The sequence below is a fragment of the Klebsiella huaxiensis genome (assembly GCF_003261575.2).
Taxonomy (GTDB): domain Bacteria; phylum Pseudomonadota; class Gammaproteobacteria; order Enterobacterales; family Enterobacteriaceae; genus Klebsiella; species Klebsiella huaxiensis.
In genome coordinates this window covers 1,454,407-1,468,732 of sequence record NZ_CP036175.1, presented here as the reverse complement: position 1 = coordinate 1,468,732, position 14,326 = coordinate 1,454,407, and the positions used below count along the sequence as shown (strand labels likewise).

The following is a 14,326-nucleotide window of genomic DNA, read 5'->3' as shown; positions in this document are numbered from 1 at the left end:
GCCGTTTAATATAGTGTGCTATTGTAGCTGGTCTTAATCGGGAGCAGGAACAGAGATTCTCCCGCATAAACATTTTGAGGAAGTCAAAACGTCATGACGCGCATGAAATACCTGGTGGCAGCAGCCACACTGAGCCTGGCTTTGGTGGGTTGCTCTGGCTCAAAGGAAGAGGTGCCCGATAACCCGCCGAATGAGATCTACGCAACCGCTCAGCAAAAGCTGCAGGACGGTAACTGGAAACAAGCAATAACGCAACTGGAAGCGTTGGATAACCGTTATCCCTTCGGCCCCTATTCCCAACAGGTACAGTTGGATCTAATTTATGCGTACTACAAAAACGCGGACCTTCCGCTGGCTCAAGCAGCCATCGATCGCTTTGTGCGCCTGAACCCTACGCATCCTAACATTGATTACGTCATTTATATGCGTGGCCTGACAAATATGGCGTTGGACGACAGTGCGCTGCAAGGTTTCTTCGGTGTGGATCGCTCTGACCGCGATCCACAACATGCACGCGATGCCTTTAATGATTTCTCCAAACTGGTTCGTGGTTATCCAAACAGCCAGTACTCAACCGATGCCTACAAACGTATGGTGTTCTTGAAGGATCGTCTGGCGAAGTATGAACTGTCGGTTGTTGATTATTACACCGATCGCGGTGCGTGGGTTGCAGTTGTGAACCGCGTAGATGGCATGCTGCGTAACTATCCAGATACTCAGGCCACTCGCGATGCACTGCCGAAGATGGAAAACGCTTACCGCCAAATGCAGATGAGTGCTCAGGCTGACAAGGTCGCGAAAATCATTGCGGCAAACAGCAAAAACACCTGATAGCCTTTAGATAAGCAAAACGGCAGTCAGAATGGCTGCCGTTTTTTTATTCATTGAAGACCCTTAGCTGAAGCGGTTTAGCGCCGGGTTAACTCATCAAATATGGCTCTCTTTCTTCCATTCGACAAGTAAAATCTCATCTGTTCCTGTCCTGCCTCACAAAATGAATTTGTTGACAAAAAGTGACAATAAAATGTGATTTAAATCACGCATTTTGACATTGGGCGAGGTATGCTGAATTCACCAAGACGGGAAAGACAAGAGGTAAAATTTATGACAATGAACATTACCAGTAAACAAATGGAAATTACTCCGGCAATTCGCCAGCACGTCGCAGACCGTCTCGCCAAATTGGAAAAATGGCAAACTCACTTAATTAACCCGCACATTATCCTCTCTAAGGAGCCGCAGGGTTTTGTCGCTGATGCAACTATCAATACGCCAAACGGCCACTTAGTTGCCAGCGCACGGCACGAAGATATGTATGCCGCAATCAACGAATTGATCAACAAGCTGGAACGGCAGCTGAACAAAGTGCAACACAAAGGGGAAGCCCGCCGCGCCGCAACATCGGTGAAAGAGGCAGGCTTTGTGGAAGAAGAAGAGTAATCCTTAACTTAAGCTTGTGTCATGCCACGCGCCTTCGGGCGCGTTTTTTATTGACAGAATGAAAACAGTACAGGTACTGTAATCCCCACTAACTCAAGGAATTCATCGTGAAACTGATCCCGTTCTTCTTCGCATTCTTTTTTACCTTCCCCTGAATGGGAGGCAATTCGTCGTGTGATAAAGAATGCGAAGACGAACTACAAGGCCTCCCAAACGGGAGGCCTTTTTTATTGATAATCAATAACAAGAAAGGCAACACATATGACCGAGGAAAACCCATTACTGGCCCTACGCGATAAGATAAGCGCTCTGGATGAGAAACTGCTTGCGCTGCTGGCGGAGCGCCGCGGCCTGGCCATTGAGGTTGGGAAAGCTAAGCTAGCCTCACACCGCCCAGTACGTGATATCGACCGTGAGCGCGACCTGCTGGAACGCCTGATGACAATAGGGAAGAACCACCATCTTGATGCTCATTACATTACGCGACTGTTCCAGTTGATCATTGAAGACTCGGTCCTCACTCAGCAAACGCTATTGCAGCAGCACCTGAATAAAATCAACCCGCACTCCGCGCGCGTGGCGTTTCTCGGACCTAAAGGCTCATACTCGCACCTTGCTTCTCGTCAGTATGCCGCCCGCCACTTCGAACAGTTTATCGAAAGTGGTTGTGCTAAATTCGCCGATATCTTTGAGCAGGTGGAAACCGGCCAGGCTGACTATGCCGTCGTCCCGATTGAAAATACCAGCTCCGGCGGTATCAATGATGTTTACGACCTTCTGCAGCACACCAGCTTATCTATCGTTGGCGAACTGACTCTGCCTATCGATCACTGCGTATTGGTCTCAACGTCGACCGACGCACAACAGATTACGACGGTTTACAGTCATCCGCAGCCGTTCCAGCAGTGCAGCCAGTATCTTAGCCGCTACCCGCACTGGAACATTGAATATACCGACAGCACATCCTCAGCAATGGAGAAGGTAGCACAGGCTAACTCTCCAACTGTTGCCGCTCTGGGCAGCGAAGCTGGCGGAGCGCTCCATGGTTTACAGGTGCTGGAACACTGCCTGGCTAACCAGACGCAGAACATCACCCGCTTCCTGGTTCTGGCACGTAAAGCAGTGGAAGTCTCCGATCAGGTTCCGGCGAAAACCACCCTGTTGATGGCAACGGGTCAGCAAGCCGGGGCCCTGGTTGAAGCGCTGCTGGTGCTGCGTAACCATAACTTGATCATGACGAAACTGGAATCACGCCCGATTCACGGCAATCCGTGGGAAGAGATGTTTTATCTGGATATCCAGGCCAACCTGGAATCAATGCCAATGCGTAAGGCACTAAAAGAGCTGGCCGAGATAACCCGTTCAATGAAAGTGCTGGGATGCTATGCCAGCGAAAACGTGGTGCCGGTCGATCCGGTTTAACGTTCTATAAAAGGTAATTTCTTCATCCCTGCCACAGAAACAGGCAGGGTGAAGATAGCACCGGAAAGCGGATACTTCGCCACTTCATCGGCATCCATATTCTCTCGAGTGGTGGTGATATAAAGCGTCTTCATATCAGCCCCGCCGAAACAAACCATCGTCGGGCAACGCACCGGTAAACGGTACTCCTCCAGTTGCTCGCCCGTCGGAGAAAAGCGCGCAATACGCCAACCGTCAAACATCGCGCTCCAGTAGCAACCTTCAGTATCGATGGCCGCGCCATCAGGAATGCCCTCGCCGGGCTGAAAGCGACGAAAGACCTCACGCTTACCCGGCTCACCCTGTTCATCCAGCGGCGTACGATAAATAACAGCATTTGGTGTATCCGAAGTATACATCCAGCACTTATCTTCGCTAAATGCCAGACCATTGGCGCCGTGGATATCACACTGAATAACCTGCGCAGAGAGATCGTTATCAATACGCATCAAAAGCGCGCCGTTAAAGTCACCCGGCCCCCAGAAGGTCCCCGCGTAAAAGCGACCATCGCGATCGGTTCCACCATCATTAAAACGAGCTAACTGCGGATTACCAGGGTTATCGCACACTTTTCGCTGCAGCAGGCCATGAGCATCAGTAAGCCAGATGGCGCTACGTAAAGCGACAATGAAACCGCCCTTCTCCCGCAGCGAAAAACAACCCACCTCTTCGGGAAATTGCAGCACCTGATGTTCACCGGTCTGCACATCGTAGCGGTGAATCTCACACTCCATTATATCGGCCCAGTACAACACCTGTTCGGCCTCGCTCCAGGTCGGACATTCCGGCAAATGTCCTGCGTAATCAAACAGCGGTTGTGGTTCAGCCATCGTTCTCATCCCTATAAAAAAAGCCAGTGGATAACCCCTCTGGCTTTAATTGTATACGTGTTTTACGACCTACTGCCGATTATCATTGGCCTGCCGCAGCAACGTCCGGCTTTCGCTCTGGAAGCGCTGAGCGTAGTCACCAAACCAGTGCTCAATCTTACGGAAGCTATCGATAAACGCCTGTTTATCCCCCTGCTCCAGCAGGTTAATCGCTTCACCAAAACGCTGGTAATAGCGTTTGATCAGCGCCAGATTGTTTTCTGAGGACATAATAATATCAGCATAGAGCTGCGGATCCTGAGCAAACAGTCGGCCAACCATCGCCAATTCCAGGCGATAGATAGGAGACGATAGTGCCAGCAACTGCTCAAGGCGTACATTCTCTTCGGCCAGGTGAAGCCCATAAGCGAAAGTCGCAAAGTGGCGCAGCGCCTGAATAAAGGCCATATTCTGGTCATGTTCGACAGCGCTAATGCGGTGCAGTCGCGCACCCCAGACCTGAATTTGCTCCAGGAACCACTGGTAGGCTTCTGGCTGGCGACCATCGCAGTACACCACTACCTGTTTCGCCAGGCTACCGCTATCCGGACCGAACATTGGATGCAGACCCAACACAGGCCCTTTATGCGCGGCTAACATCGCCTGTAAAGGTTCGGCTTTGATTGATGCCAGATCGACCAGGATGCAGTCCGCTGGCAGCGGCGGCAGCTGTGCAATCGTTGCCACAGTCGTGTGAATTGGCACGCTGACGATGACCATACCCGCGTCAGCAACCATCTCCTCCGCCCGTGACCAGTCATCTTTCTCCAGGATACGAACCTGATAGCCGGAAAGCGTCAGCATCTTCTCAAACAGACGTCCCATCTGCCCACCGCCACCGACAATAACTACCGGGCGCAGGTTCGGATACAGCGTTTTAAAACCTTTGTCGTTCTCGCTGGAGTAAGACTCGCGCATCACGCGACGCAGTACATCTTCGATAAGGTCTGGGGGAACACCGAGCGCTGCGGCCTCTTCACGCCGGGAGGCCAGCATTGCCGACTCACGCTCAGGAACATAAATCGGCAGCCCATATTGGCTTTTAACTTCACCGACTTCAGCAACCAATTCCAGACGGCGCGCCAGAAGCTCCAGCAACGCCTTATCGACTTCATCAATTTGATCGCGTAACGCGGTCAGTTCAGCAACCATACAATCCTCTTACACTACACGGGCCGCCAGATGGCTGCGCAGATCCCTATCAAGCTCGCGGAGCAACGCGTCGGTGGTTTCCCAACTGATGCAGGCATCGGTCACAGATACACCGTATTTCATATCGCAACGCGGCTGCTCAGATGACTGGTTACCTTCATGAATATTACTCTCAATCATCAGGCCAATTATGGAACGATTGCCATCTTTGATTTGCGCAACAACGGATTCTGCAACCGCAGGCTGGCGACGGAAGTCTTTATTGGAATTCCCATGACTGCAATCTACCATCAGCGACGGTTTCAGTCCCGCCTGAGTCATCTCTTTTTCACATTTCTCAACATCTTCCGGACCGTAGTTCGATGCTTTGCCACCGCGCAGAATCACATGACCATTCGGGTTGCCCTGAGTTTGCAACAGACAAACCTGCCCCGCCTGGTTGATACCGACAAAACGGTGCGGCATAGCTGCAGCGCGCATGGCGTTAATTGCCGTCGCCAGGCTCCCGTCGGTGCCATTTTTAAAACCCACCGGCATAGACAAGCCAGAGGCCATCTCGCGGTGAGTCTGAGACTCGGTGGTACGCGCACCAATAGCAGACCAGCTAAACAGATCGCCGAGGTACTGAGGACTATTTGGATCCAGCGCTTCCGTTGCTAACGGCAGCCCCATATTCACCAGATCAACCAGCAAATGGCGCGCAATCTTCAGACCACCTTCAACATCAAACGAACCATCCATATGCGGATCGTTAATCAGCCCTTTCCAGCCGACGGTGGTACGAGGTTTTTCAAAATAGACGCGCATTACCAGATAGAGGCTATCGCTGACCTCTGCGGCAAGGGCTTTAAAACGGTGAGCATATTCAATCGCAGCTTCTGGATCGTGAATTGAGCAAGGACCACACACCACTAACAGACGCGGATCGCGTCCGGCAATAATGTCGGAAATAGTCTGACGAGACTGCGCAATTTGCGCTTCCTGCTCAACGCTCAGCGGGAATTCAGCCTTCAACTGATCCGGGGTGATCAAAACATGTTCGTCGGTAATGTGTACGTTGTTCAGCGCGTCTTTTTGCATGATTGCGATCCTGTATAGCTCGTTTGCGATAGTTATTTCCTCAACGAGGATGACGTAACGATACCATACAAAGTAAAGATTTCAATCCATATTCCGTAAATTTTACTTTACACATGCAAATTAAAAGGCGCTAAAATTCATCATTAATGTACAATAAAATTTACAACCCTAAAAAATCAAACTTGCAGTCTCGGTTTATCCTTTTTCTTTACGAAAAATCCTGGTGAGAATTATCTTAAAGCCATACGGCTGACTAATGACGATTTTGACCAATAATGCTATTCTTCGCCCGGGTATCAGCGATCTGCATCCCCCACGCTATGACAACCTGACGGATCCACAATGACAGTTCTTCACCGTCTCTTTTTGACTTTAGTATTATCGATCGTGGGTATCTCCGCTGTTGCCTCCGGACCTCCTGAAAATGTTCGCGCAATCGTTTCAGGAATTGTGACTTATACACGCTGGCCTGAGTTATCTGGCCCACCCAGGTTATGCATTTTTTCGACATCACATTATATCCGCAGCCTGGCTGAAGAAACTCCGGAATCTTTGCCCTATCAGCCAATTGTTATACGTAATATAGAGGAAGCCTTACAAACGACCTGCGATGGTTTTTATTTTGGTAGTGAATCACCCACCGAGCAGTCTGAATTTACAACCAAATATAGATCCCGCCCCTTATTACTTATCGCAGAACAGAATCCTGATTGTTCTATTGGTAGCGCTTTTTGTCTGCTTATAAATGACGAGAGAGTAAGATTTTCCGTAAATCTGGATGTCCTGACGCATAGCGGCGTGCGGGTCAATCCAGACGTACTGATGCTTGCCCGGAAGAAATCACATGAATAAGGATCTTTCTCAGGCTCCGCGCCCCACATTTAAAAAAGCACTACGCCGTATCAGCATGATAAGCGTGGTTATCTCCATGACCTTAGTCTGGCTGTTGCTCAGCACAGCCTCCATATTTACGCTAAAGCAATATGCGCAAAAAAATCTGGAACTTACCGCCGCCACCATGGGACGTAGCCTGGAAGCCGCGCTTGTTTTCGGTGATAGCTCAGCAGCCGAAGATACGCTCGCAACGCTAGGAAGACAGGGGCAATTTTCCAAGGCAGTCGTGCTGGATAACCAACAAAAACACTTTGCGGCATGGCATAACAATCATCTGGTCAACCAGGAAAAAATCAGCGGCGTTATTAGTAAATGGCTGTTCCCGGAACCAACGGTGCAACCTATCTGGCACCAGGGGAAAATAATAGGCGAGCTTCGTCTGACAGCACTGGACAAACTAATAAGCCACTTTCTCGGCGTCTCGATTATTGTGCTAACCGGGAGTATTTTTCTGGCTTCATGTATTGCTTTACTCCTTACTCACTCTCTACACCGCGGGATTGTGACCGCGCTACAGAGCATTACCGACGTGGTTCACGACATTCGGGAAAACCGTCATTTTTCTCGCCGGGTTCCCGAAGAACATATCGAAGAGTTTCACCTGTTTGCCCAGGACTTTAACAGTCTACTGGGAGAAATGGAGGACTGGCAGCAGCAGCTTCAGGCCAAAAATGCCCAGCTCCTGCGCAGTTCACTGCACGATCCGTTGACCGGACTCGCTAACAGAGCCGCTTTTCGCAATGTCATTAATGAGTTAATGAAAGACGAAACCGTACACAGTAGTTCTGCGTTGCTGTTTCTCGATGGCGATAATTTCAAATACATTAACGATAATTGGGGTCATGCCGCAGGCGACAAAGTATTAATCGAAGTCGCCAGCCGCCTTAAGACTTTTGTTGGTAAACAGCACCAGGCATGGCGCCTGGGCGGCGATGAATTTGCCATTTTGCTACGTAATGTTCGTACAGAGGCTGAAGTCCAGGCGCTCTGCCATTCGTTATCCGAACAGTTTCTCCAGCCGTTTAATCTACATAACGGCCACACCGCCAGGCTGTCACTGAGTATGGGTTATGCTTTAACCTGGGAACATGCGTCAGCGGAAAATCTGCAAGAGCTTGCCGATCAAAATATGTATCGGATGAAACACCGGCGCTTACAGCACACGAAAAAATAAAAGGAATCACGATGATCGGAAAATATTTTGCTCCTGCTTTACTGGCCGCACTTTTTCTCACCGGCTGCCAGGCCCCACAAGGGAAATTTTCTGCGGAACAAATTACAGCAATGAAATCATATGGCTTCACTGAGACTAACGGCGACTGGTCATTAGGATTATCTGACACCATCTTATTTGACAAAAACGACTACCATCTGCGCGCCGATAGTAAACAGCAAATCCATACTATGGCTTCACGTCTGGCTACGACCGGTATTACGCACAGTCGCCTGGAAGGTCACACCGATAATTATGGCGAAGACAGCTACAACGAAATGTTATCGCTTAAGCGCGCTAACAGCGTGGCAGATGCATGGGCCGAAGGTGCCAATATCCCGCGCACTAATTTAACAACCCGCGGATTAGGTAAAAAATACCCGATAGCCAGTAACGATACTGCAAAAGGACGTGCTGAAAACCGCCGCGTCACGGTCGTCATCAGCACGCCTTAAACAATCTACTCGACTGATTTAGCCCTTATCATCGCCGTTGCTACGCGCCAGCGCAGGTAATCAACGGCGAGACATACAGCGAGGCTGATCCCCATTAGGGGCAGTGCCAACCCTAACAACGCCGCAATAATGGTAGTAACCATACGAGCGGGCCATGCTAAACCAAACCACGCCTGTATTAGCGTATCGGCCGGGTTAAACGCCGCTTGGACCGGACGGCGGATCCACCACAAACGGTACCCCACCACTATCATCACGCAGAGTGCAGTACCGAAGGCGATAAGTAACAGCTGGTTTACGAGGCCAAACAGAATCCCCATATGAAAATCAACGCCCCAGCGGGTTAGCTTCGCCATTAATGGAAAGTCAGAAAAATGAGTACGATCTACGATCTGCATATTTGAACCGTCGATCGCTACAGCATCAACCTGTGTAGGCCAGCTCCTGTCGATTTCATTTACCGTCCACGCCCGCCCGGAACCCGACGGCGGGCGAATCTCCAGCTTGCTGGCATCCAGACCCGCCGCGCGAGCAACCAGCAGAACCTTGTCAAAATCCTCTACGTCAGGGGACGATGCCATCCCCCCCATAGCCATATCCTCCATATGGTGTTCTGCATGCGGATCGTGAACTGCTGGAGCTGCACTTTGCAACTGCGTATTAACCTGCGGCGTCAGCCAACCAAAAGCGGAACGTATCTTATCAACATTACCACCGGCCCATTGCGACCAGGTTAAACCAGTCGCAGAGAACAGCAGCATGCCAATCAGCAGCGCCCATCCAAGGGAAACATGCAGGCGTCGGCTATTCTGCAGCTTATTGTTAATCCGACGACGCGGGCGGGTTATCGACCACAGCGAGATTCCTCCGAGAGCGGCAACCCACATCCATGAGGCCGCCAGTTCGCTGTAAAGTCGCCCAGCGTTACCCAGGAGCAGTGAGCGATGGGCATAATCAATCCACTGACGCAGGGGCAATATACCGCTGGTACCGTAAACCGCCATATCGCCTCTCACCCGCAAGGTTACCGGATCAACAAAAATTGCCCGCGTTTCAGACTCGCCAAGATTAGGATCGGCGAACATCACTCGGGTTGTCTCTCCCGCGCTTATCGCAGGACGAACAGCCTGTAGACGGAGATTTCTCTGGGTAGCCTCTTTCGCTACCATAATTTGCGCACTAAGTGGCTGTTTTTCCCCATCGAAAGTGCCATAAAGCGCATCCTGATAAAGCCAGTTTTCCAGTTGCGGAGTTGCGACATACAGCGTACCGGTCAGGGCAGCGATAAAAATAAACGGCCCGATAAACAATCCGATATAGAAATGAAGGCGACGCAGCAGGTTTAGCCATGTCGCGCGCGAGGTGCAGGCAGTCATACTTTTCCTTTTCGAAAGCAAAAGAGAACGTTGCGCAGTGCGCACTTTATTTTTTATGCAAAGGGAGAAGCAGACTGGCGGGGAGGTGCGCGAGTGTGAGGATAAAGCCAATGTAAGTCATAACGGTATTTCAGTACCCTTCGGGCTACAGGAACTCGCTGACGCCGAAGCATCAAGCTGACCAGCAGCATCAGCGCGAAGATTAAGCCCGGCACATGAGCCAATAGCACACAGTAACCGCATGCCTCCCCATGATCGGCTGGTATGTGATGTGACGTCTGTATGACAGTCGCATCACTCTGTATCATGGTCATTTCAGATGATGACATGTCATGCGGCATGTCCATCATCGTATGATGCATACCGTTCATCGGATCTTTTTGCAGGGAGATTGAAATCAGCGGGGCTACCACGATCAGCAGGATCGCAAACAGCGCCAGCCATGTAGCCCGCCCTTGAGATGCTGATTGATAAAAAATATTGCTGACCACCGCCCCTCCAGATGAGGGCGACATTGTAAATGATTCACAACAAAATGGTTAAAATAAAGATAAAAAAAAGGGCCAACCCATCAGGCCAGCCCTTTCATTCAGGATGTCGCGAAAGCGAATCTTAGTTAAGACGCTCTTTGATACGAGCAGACTTACCGGTACGCTCACGCAGGTAGTACAGTTTAGCTTTACGTACAGCACCACGACGTTTGACAGAAATGCTGTCAACTACCGGAGAGTGAGTCTGGAAAACACGCTCAACGCCTTCGCCGTTGGAAATTTTACGAACAGTGAATGCAGAGTGCAGACCGCGGTTACGAATAGCGATAACCACGCCCTCGAATGCCTGCAGACGTTTTTTGGAACCTTCAACAACCCATACTTTCACTTCCACGGTATCACCCGGACGGAAGGAAGGTACGTCCTGCTTCATCTGTTCTTGTTCAAGTTGCTTAATAATGTTGCTCATAATTTAATCTCTTATCCTGGGTAAACTGATATTGGGGGCTTACGCCATCCCATCATGTTTATGTTGCTGTTGCGCAAGTTCCTTTTTGAACTCCGACAGCAACCTTGCTTGCTCTTCAGTCAGAGCCAGGTTTTCCAAAAGTTCAGGTCTTCTAAGCCAGGTCCGGCCCAGCGACTGCTTCAAACGCCAGCGACGTATCTCAGCATGGTTTCCCGACAGCAATACTGACGGTACTTCCATCTCTTCTAACACTTCAGGACGGGTATAGTGTGGGCAATCCAGTAATCCATCAGCAAAGGAATCTTCCGTTGCCGAAGCCTCATGACCCAGAACCCCCGGAATAAACCGGGAAACAGAGTCAATCAGCGTCATTGCTGGTAGCTCACCACCGCTAAGAACGTAATCGCCGATTGACCATTCTTCGTCAATTTCGGTTTGGATTACGCGCTCATCTACGCCTTCATAGCGACCACACACCAAAATCAGTTTCTGATTCGTTGCCAGTTCGCTGACGCCAGCTTGATCAAGCTTGCGTCCCTGAGGTGACAGATAAATCACCTTTGCGCCTTCACCTGCCGCGGCTTTTGCTGCATGAATGGCATCCCGTAAAGGTTGCACCATCATTAACATCCCCGGTCCGCCGCCGTAAGGACGATCGTCCACGGTACGGTGCCGGTCATGCGCGAAGTCACGAGGACTCCAGCTCTGAATGTTCAGCAGGCCATTTTTTACTGCCCGGCCAGTCACCCCGTAATCGGTAATTGCGCGGAACATTTCAGGAAACAGGCTAACGATACCTATAAACACAAGCCAATCCCCATAGTGCCGTTTATTTACCGTTTATCCGGAGAATTTAAAAACCAGGATCCCAATCTACTTCGATTGTACGAGTAGTGAGATCGACTTTCTTGATAACCTGCCCATCGAGGAACGGAACCAACCGCTCCTTGATACCAAATGCATCTTTCAGGTTTGCCTTAATGACGAGAACGTCATTAGACCCGGTTTCCATCATGTCGATGACTTTACCGAGACCATAGCCTTCAGTGGTTACTACCTGGCAACCCATAAGGTCTTTCCAGTAATAATCACCCTCTTCAAGCGCAGGCAACTGCGAAGAATCCACAACAATTTCGCAATTGGTCAATAGATTCGCAGTATCGCGATCGTCAATGCCTTTCAGCTTGATGACGATATCCTGATTATGGTGGCGCCAGCTTTCCAGCTCAACGACCTGCCACTGACCCGCTCTCTGGATTAACCAGGGCTGATAGTCAAAAATGCTTTCGGCGTCTTCGGTGGAGGAAAACACTCTGAGCCAACCACGGATACCGTAGGAAGAACCCATCTTGCCCAATACAATCGGATCAACAGGTGCTTGTGCGGTGTGTTGCTTGCTCATCATGACCACCGTGACAGATTAAGCTGCTTTGTTTGCTGCTTTGATAAGCGTTGCAACGCGATCGGAAACAGTAGCGCCCAGGCCAACCCAGTGAGCGATACGATCCAGATCCAGACGCGTTTCTTCTTCGTTCGCAGAAGCGATCGGGTTGAAGAAACCAACGCGCTCAATGAAGCGACCGTTGCGTGCATTACGGCTGTCGGTAACAACAACCTGGTAGAACGGACGCTTTTTTGCGCCGTGACGTGCTAAACGAATAGTAACCATAACATCCTCTTGTGTGAATAAAACACCGGGCCCCATCGAGGAACGGAGCCCGGTGTCATATTAAAAGCCCGAAAATTTTACTGATTTCTGGGGAAATTGCAATCAGCATATGATTCACATATGCCAAACAAGGGTTATAAGGCGTATATCGGTGCGGCCAGTTTAGTTCCGGCGCGCGCGCAGAAAGCGGAGCGTACACGTAGTACGTGAACATTTACTCGCTGCGCTCGCCCTTCGGGCCGCCCTAAGGGCGTTCAAAACACGATTGTGTTTTGTCGAGCACACCCCGAGAGTAAAATGGCAAACAAGATAGCCTTATATCCCTTGTTTTAGCGGCCGGGGAATCCCGGAGGCATCATCCCCTTCATGCCCCGCATCATCTTCATCATGCCGCCTTTCGACTTCATCTTCTTCATCATGCGCTGCATATCGTCAAACTGTTTGAGCAAACGGTTCACATCCTGCACCTGCATTCCGCAGCCAGCGGCGATACGGCGCTTGCGCGAACCTTTGATGATTTCTGGTTTAGCACGCTCTTTCAACGTCATCGAATTGATGATCGCTTCCATACGCACCAGCACCTTGTCATCCATCTGTGATTTAACGTTATCCGGGATCTGCCCCATGCCCGGCAGTTTGCCCATCAGGCTGGCCATACCGCCCATGTTTTTCATCTGACGCAGCTGTTCAAGGAAGTCAGTCAGGTCAAAACCGTCACCTTTTTTCAGCTTGGAGGCCAGCTTCTCAGCCTGCGCGCGGTCGACTTTACTTTCGATATCTTCGATCAGCGACAGCACGTCGCCCATGCCAAGAATACGAGAAGCGATACGGTCAGGATGGAACGGCTCCAGCGCTTCGGTTTTCTCACCGACGCCGAGGAATTTAATCGGCTTGCCGGTGATATGACGAATCGACAGCGCTGCACCACCGCGGGCGTCACCGTCCACTTTGGTCAGCACGACCCCGGTCAACGGCAGCGCTTCGTTAAAAGCCTTCGCCGTATTCGCCGCATCCTGGCCAGTCATCGCATCGACAACGAACAGGGTCTCTACCGGGTTAAGCGAGGCATGGACCTGTTTGATCTCATCCATCATCGCTTCATCAACGTGCAGACGGCCAGCGGTATCCACCAGTAGCACGTCATAGAACTTCAGCTTCGCTTCTTTCAGCGCAGCGTTAACAATATCAACAGGTTTCTGACCAACATCAGACGGGAAGAAATCGACGCTAACCTGCTCAGCCAGCGTTTCCAGCTGTTTGATCGCCGCCGGACGATAAACGTCCGCAGAGACAACCAGCACTTTCTTCTTGTGCTTTTCACGCAGAAATTTACCCAGCTTAGCCACGCTGGTCGTTTTACCTGCACCTTGCAGGCCCGCCATCAGCACAACGGCTGGGGGCTGTGCGGCTAAATCCAACGCCTGGTTCTCTTCGCCCATCGCCGCAACCAGCTCGTTGCGCACGATTTTGACGAATTCCTGGCCTGGGGTCAGGCTTTTGTTAACTTCATGGCCTACCGCGCTTTCTTTTACACGGCTGATAAAGTCACGGACCACAGGCAGAGCGACGTCTGCCTCCAGCAGCGCCATGCGCACTTCGCGCAGGGTATCTTTAATATTGTCTTCGGTAAGGCGTCCGCGGCCGCTAATGTTGCGCAGCGTACGCGACAAACGATCGGTTAAATTATCAAACATTGTCTCTCGCCTGAGGTGGAAACGGTCGGTCGCCGCAGCGACACAAAAAAACGGAATGGGCGC

Annotated in this window: 17 protein-coding genes and 1 other annotated feature; of the genes, 7 read left to right on the top strand and 10 right to left on the bottom strand. The window is 50.7% G+C overall.

What is annotated here, in order from left to right; all coding sequences use genetic code 11:
* Positions 1-93 precede the first annotated feature (93 nt).
* The 4 genes from bamD to pheA all read left to right on the top strand — a co-directional run bounded on the left by bamD (position 94) and on the right by pheA (position 2,862).
* Positions 94-831, top strand: a complete 738-nt coding sequence (gene bamD / locus DA718_RS07100; protein ID WP_112217082.1) for an outer membrane protein assembly factor BamD — start codon at positions 94-96, stop codon at positions 829-831.
* Positions 832-1,104: 273 nt separating this feature from the next.
* On the top strand, positions 1,105-1,440 hold the full coding sequence (gene raiA, locus DA718_RS07095) for a ribosome-associated translation inhibitor RaiA (protein ID WP_110277468.1): 336 nt from the start codon (positions 1,105-1,107) through the stop codon (positions 1,438-1,440).
* A gap of 106 nt (positions 1,441-1,546) precedes the next feature.
* Positions 1,547-1,671 (top strand) — a sequence feature (Phe leader region).
* Complete coding sequence (gene pheL, locus DA718_RS07090; protein WP_101706155.1) at positions 1,548-1,595, top strand: pheA operon leader peptide PheL; 48 nt, start codon at positions 1,548-1,550, stop codon at positions 1,593-1,595. (Overlaps the previous feature by 48 nt.)
* A 30-nt stretch (positions 1,672-1,701) precedes the next feature.
* Positions 1,702-2,862: a bifunctional chorismate mutase/prephenate dehydratase gene (gene pheA / locus DA718_RS07085; RefSeq protein WP_112217081.1), complete on the top strand. Its 1,161-nt coding sequence runs from the start codon at positions 1,702-1,704 to the stop codon at positions 2,860-2,862.
* Here pheA and DA718_RS07080 read toward each other — a convergent pair.
* The 3 genes from DA718_RS07080 to aroF form a co-directional block, all read right to left on the bottom strand.
* Positions 2,859-3,731, bottom strand: coding sequence for an SMP-30/gluconolactonase/LRE family protein (locus DA718_RS07080; RefSeq protein ID WP_112217080.1), 873 nt, complete (start codon positions 3,729-3,731; stop codon positions 2,859-2,861). The two genes, pheA and DA718_RS07080, sit on opposite strands and share 4 nt — an antisense overlap.
* A 69-nt stretch (positions 3,732-3,800) precedes the next feature.
* A complete protein-coding gene (gene tyrA, locus DA718_RS07075) occupies positions 3,801-4,922 on the bottom strand; it encodes a bifunctional chorismate mutase/prephenate dehydrogenase (protein ID WP_112217079.1) in 1,122 nt (373 codons plus the stop codon).
* 9 nt (positions 4,923-4,931) lie between these two features.
* The gene (aroF, locus tag DA718_RS07070; RefSeq protein ID WP_112217078.1) at positions 4,932-6,002 is read right to left on the bottom strand and encodes a 3-deoxy-7-phosphoheptulonate synthase AroF; all 1,071 of its coding nucleotides are present in this window, start codon (positions 6,000-6,002) and stop codon (positions 4,932-4,934) included.
* A 342-nt stretch (positions 6,003-6,344) separates the two neighbouring features.
* Between aroF and yfiR the strand changes: the two genes are divergently transcribed.
* From yfiR to DA718_RS07055, 3 genes are read left to right on the top strand one after another with little or no spacing between them, the layout of a single operon-like run.
* Entirely contained in the window at positions 6,345-6,854 is a 510-nt protein-coding gene (gene yfiR / locus DA718_RS07065; RefSeq protein WP_112217077.1) for a regulatory sequestration protein YfiR, read from the top strand.
* Positions 6,847-8,070 carry a diguanylate cyclase DgcN/YfiN gene (gene dgcN, locus DA718_RS07060; protein ID WP_112217076.1) on the top strand — a complete coding sequence of 408 codons (1,224 nt, stop codon included), beginning with the start codon at positions 6,847-6,849 and terminating at the stop codon, positions 8,068-8,070. Before yfiR ends, dgcN begins: the two co-directional genes overlap by 8 nt.
* Positions 8,071-8,081: 11 nt before the next feature.
* Complete coding sequence (locus DA718_RS07055) at positions 8,082-8,564, top strand: OmpA family protein (RefSeq protein WP_112217075.1); 483 nt, start codon at positions 8,082-8,084, stop codon at positions 8,562-8,564.
* A gap of 5 nt (positions 8,565-8,569) precedes the next feature.
* On the opposite strand, the gene DA718_RS07050 is transcribed toward DA718_RS07055, so the two are convergent.
* The 7 genes from DA718_RS07050 to ffh form a co-directional block, all read right to left on the bottom strand.
* A complete protein-coding gene (locus tag DA718_RS07050; protein WP_112217074.1) occupies positions 8,570-9,940 on the bottom strand; it encodes a PepSY-associated TM helix domain-containing protein in 1,371 nt (456 codons plus the stop codon).
* A 53-nt stretch (positions 9,941-9,993) separates the two neighbouring features.
* Positions 9,994-10,431: a DUF2946 domain-containing protein gene (locus tag DA718_RS07045; protein ID WP_112217073.1), complete on the bottom strand. Its 438-nt coding sequence runs from the start codon at positions 10,429-10,431 to the stop codon at positions 9,994-9,996.
* A 121-nt stretch (positions 10,432-10,552) separates the two neighbouring features.
* Positions 10,553-10,900 carry a 50S ribosomal protein L19 gene (gene rplS / locus DA718_RS07040; RefSeq protein WP_004104634.1) on the bottom strand — a complete coding sequence of 116 codons (348 nt, stop codon included), beginning with the start codon at positions 10,898-10,900 and terminating at the stop codon, positions 10,553-10,555.
* 39 nt (positions 10,901-10,939) lie between these two features.
* Positions 10,940-11,707 (bottom strand): tRNA (guanosine(37)-N1)-methyltransferase TrmD, encoded by a 768-nt coding sequence (gene trmD, locus DA718_RS07035; RefSeq protein ID WP_112217072.1) that lies wholly within the window; start codon positions 11,705-11,707, stop codon positions 10,940-10,942.
* 46 nt (positions 11,708-11,753) lie between these two features.
* Entirely contained in the window at positions 11,754-12,302 is a 549-nt protein-coding gene (gene rimM, locus DA718_RS07030) for a ribosome maturation factor RimM (RefSeq protein WP_110277456.1), read from the bottom strand.
* Between the two features lie 18 nt (positions 12,303-12,320).
* Positions 12,321-12,569: a 30S ribosomal protein S16 gene (gene rpsP / locus DA718_RS07025; protein WP_110277455.1), complete on the bottom strand. Its 249-nt coding sequence runs from the start codon at positions 12,567-12,569 to the stop codon at positions 12,321-12,323.
* Positions 12,570-12,898: 329 nt separating this feature from the next.
* Complete coding sequence (gene ffh, locus DA718_RS07020) at positions 12,899-14,263, bottom strand: signal recognition particle protein (protein WP_110277454.1); 1,365 nt, start codon at positions 14,261-14,263, stop codon at positions 12,899-12,901.
* Positions 14,264-14,326: the final 63 nt, after the last annotated feature.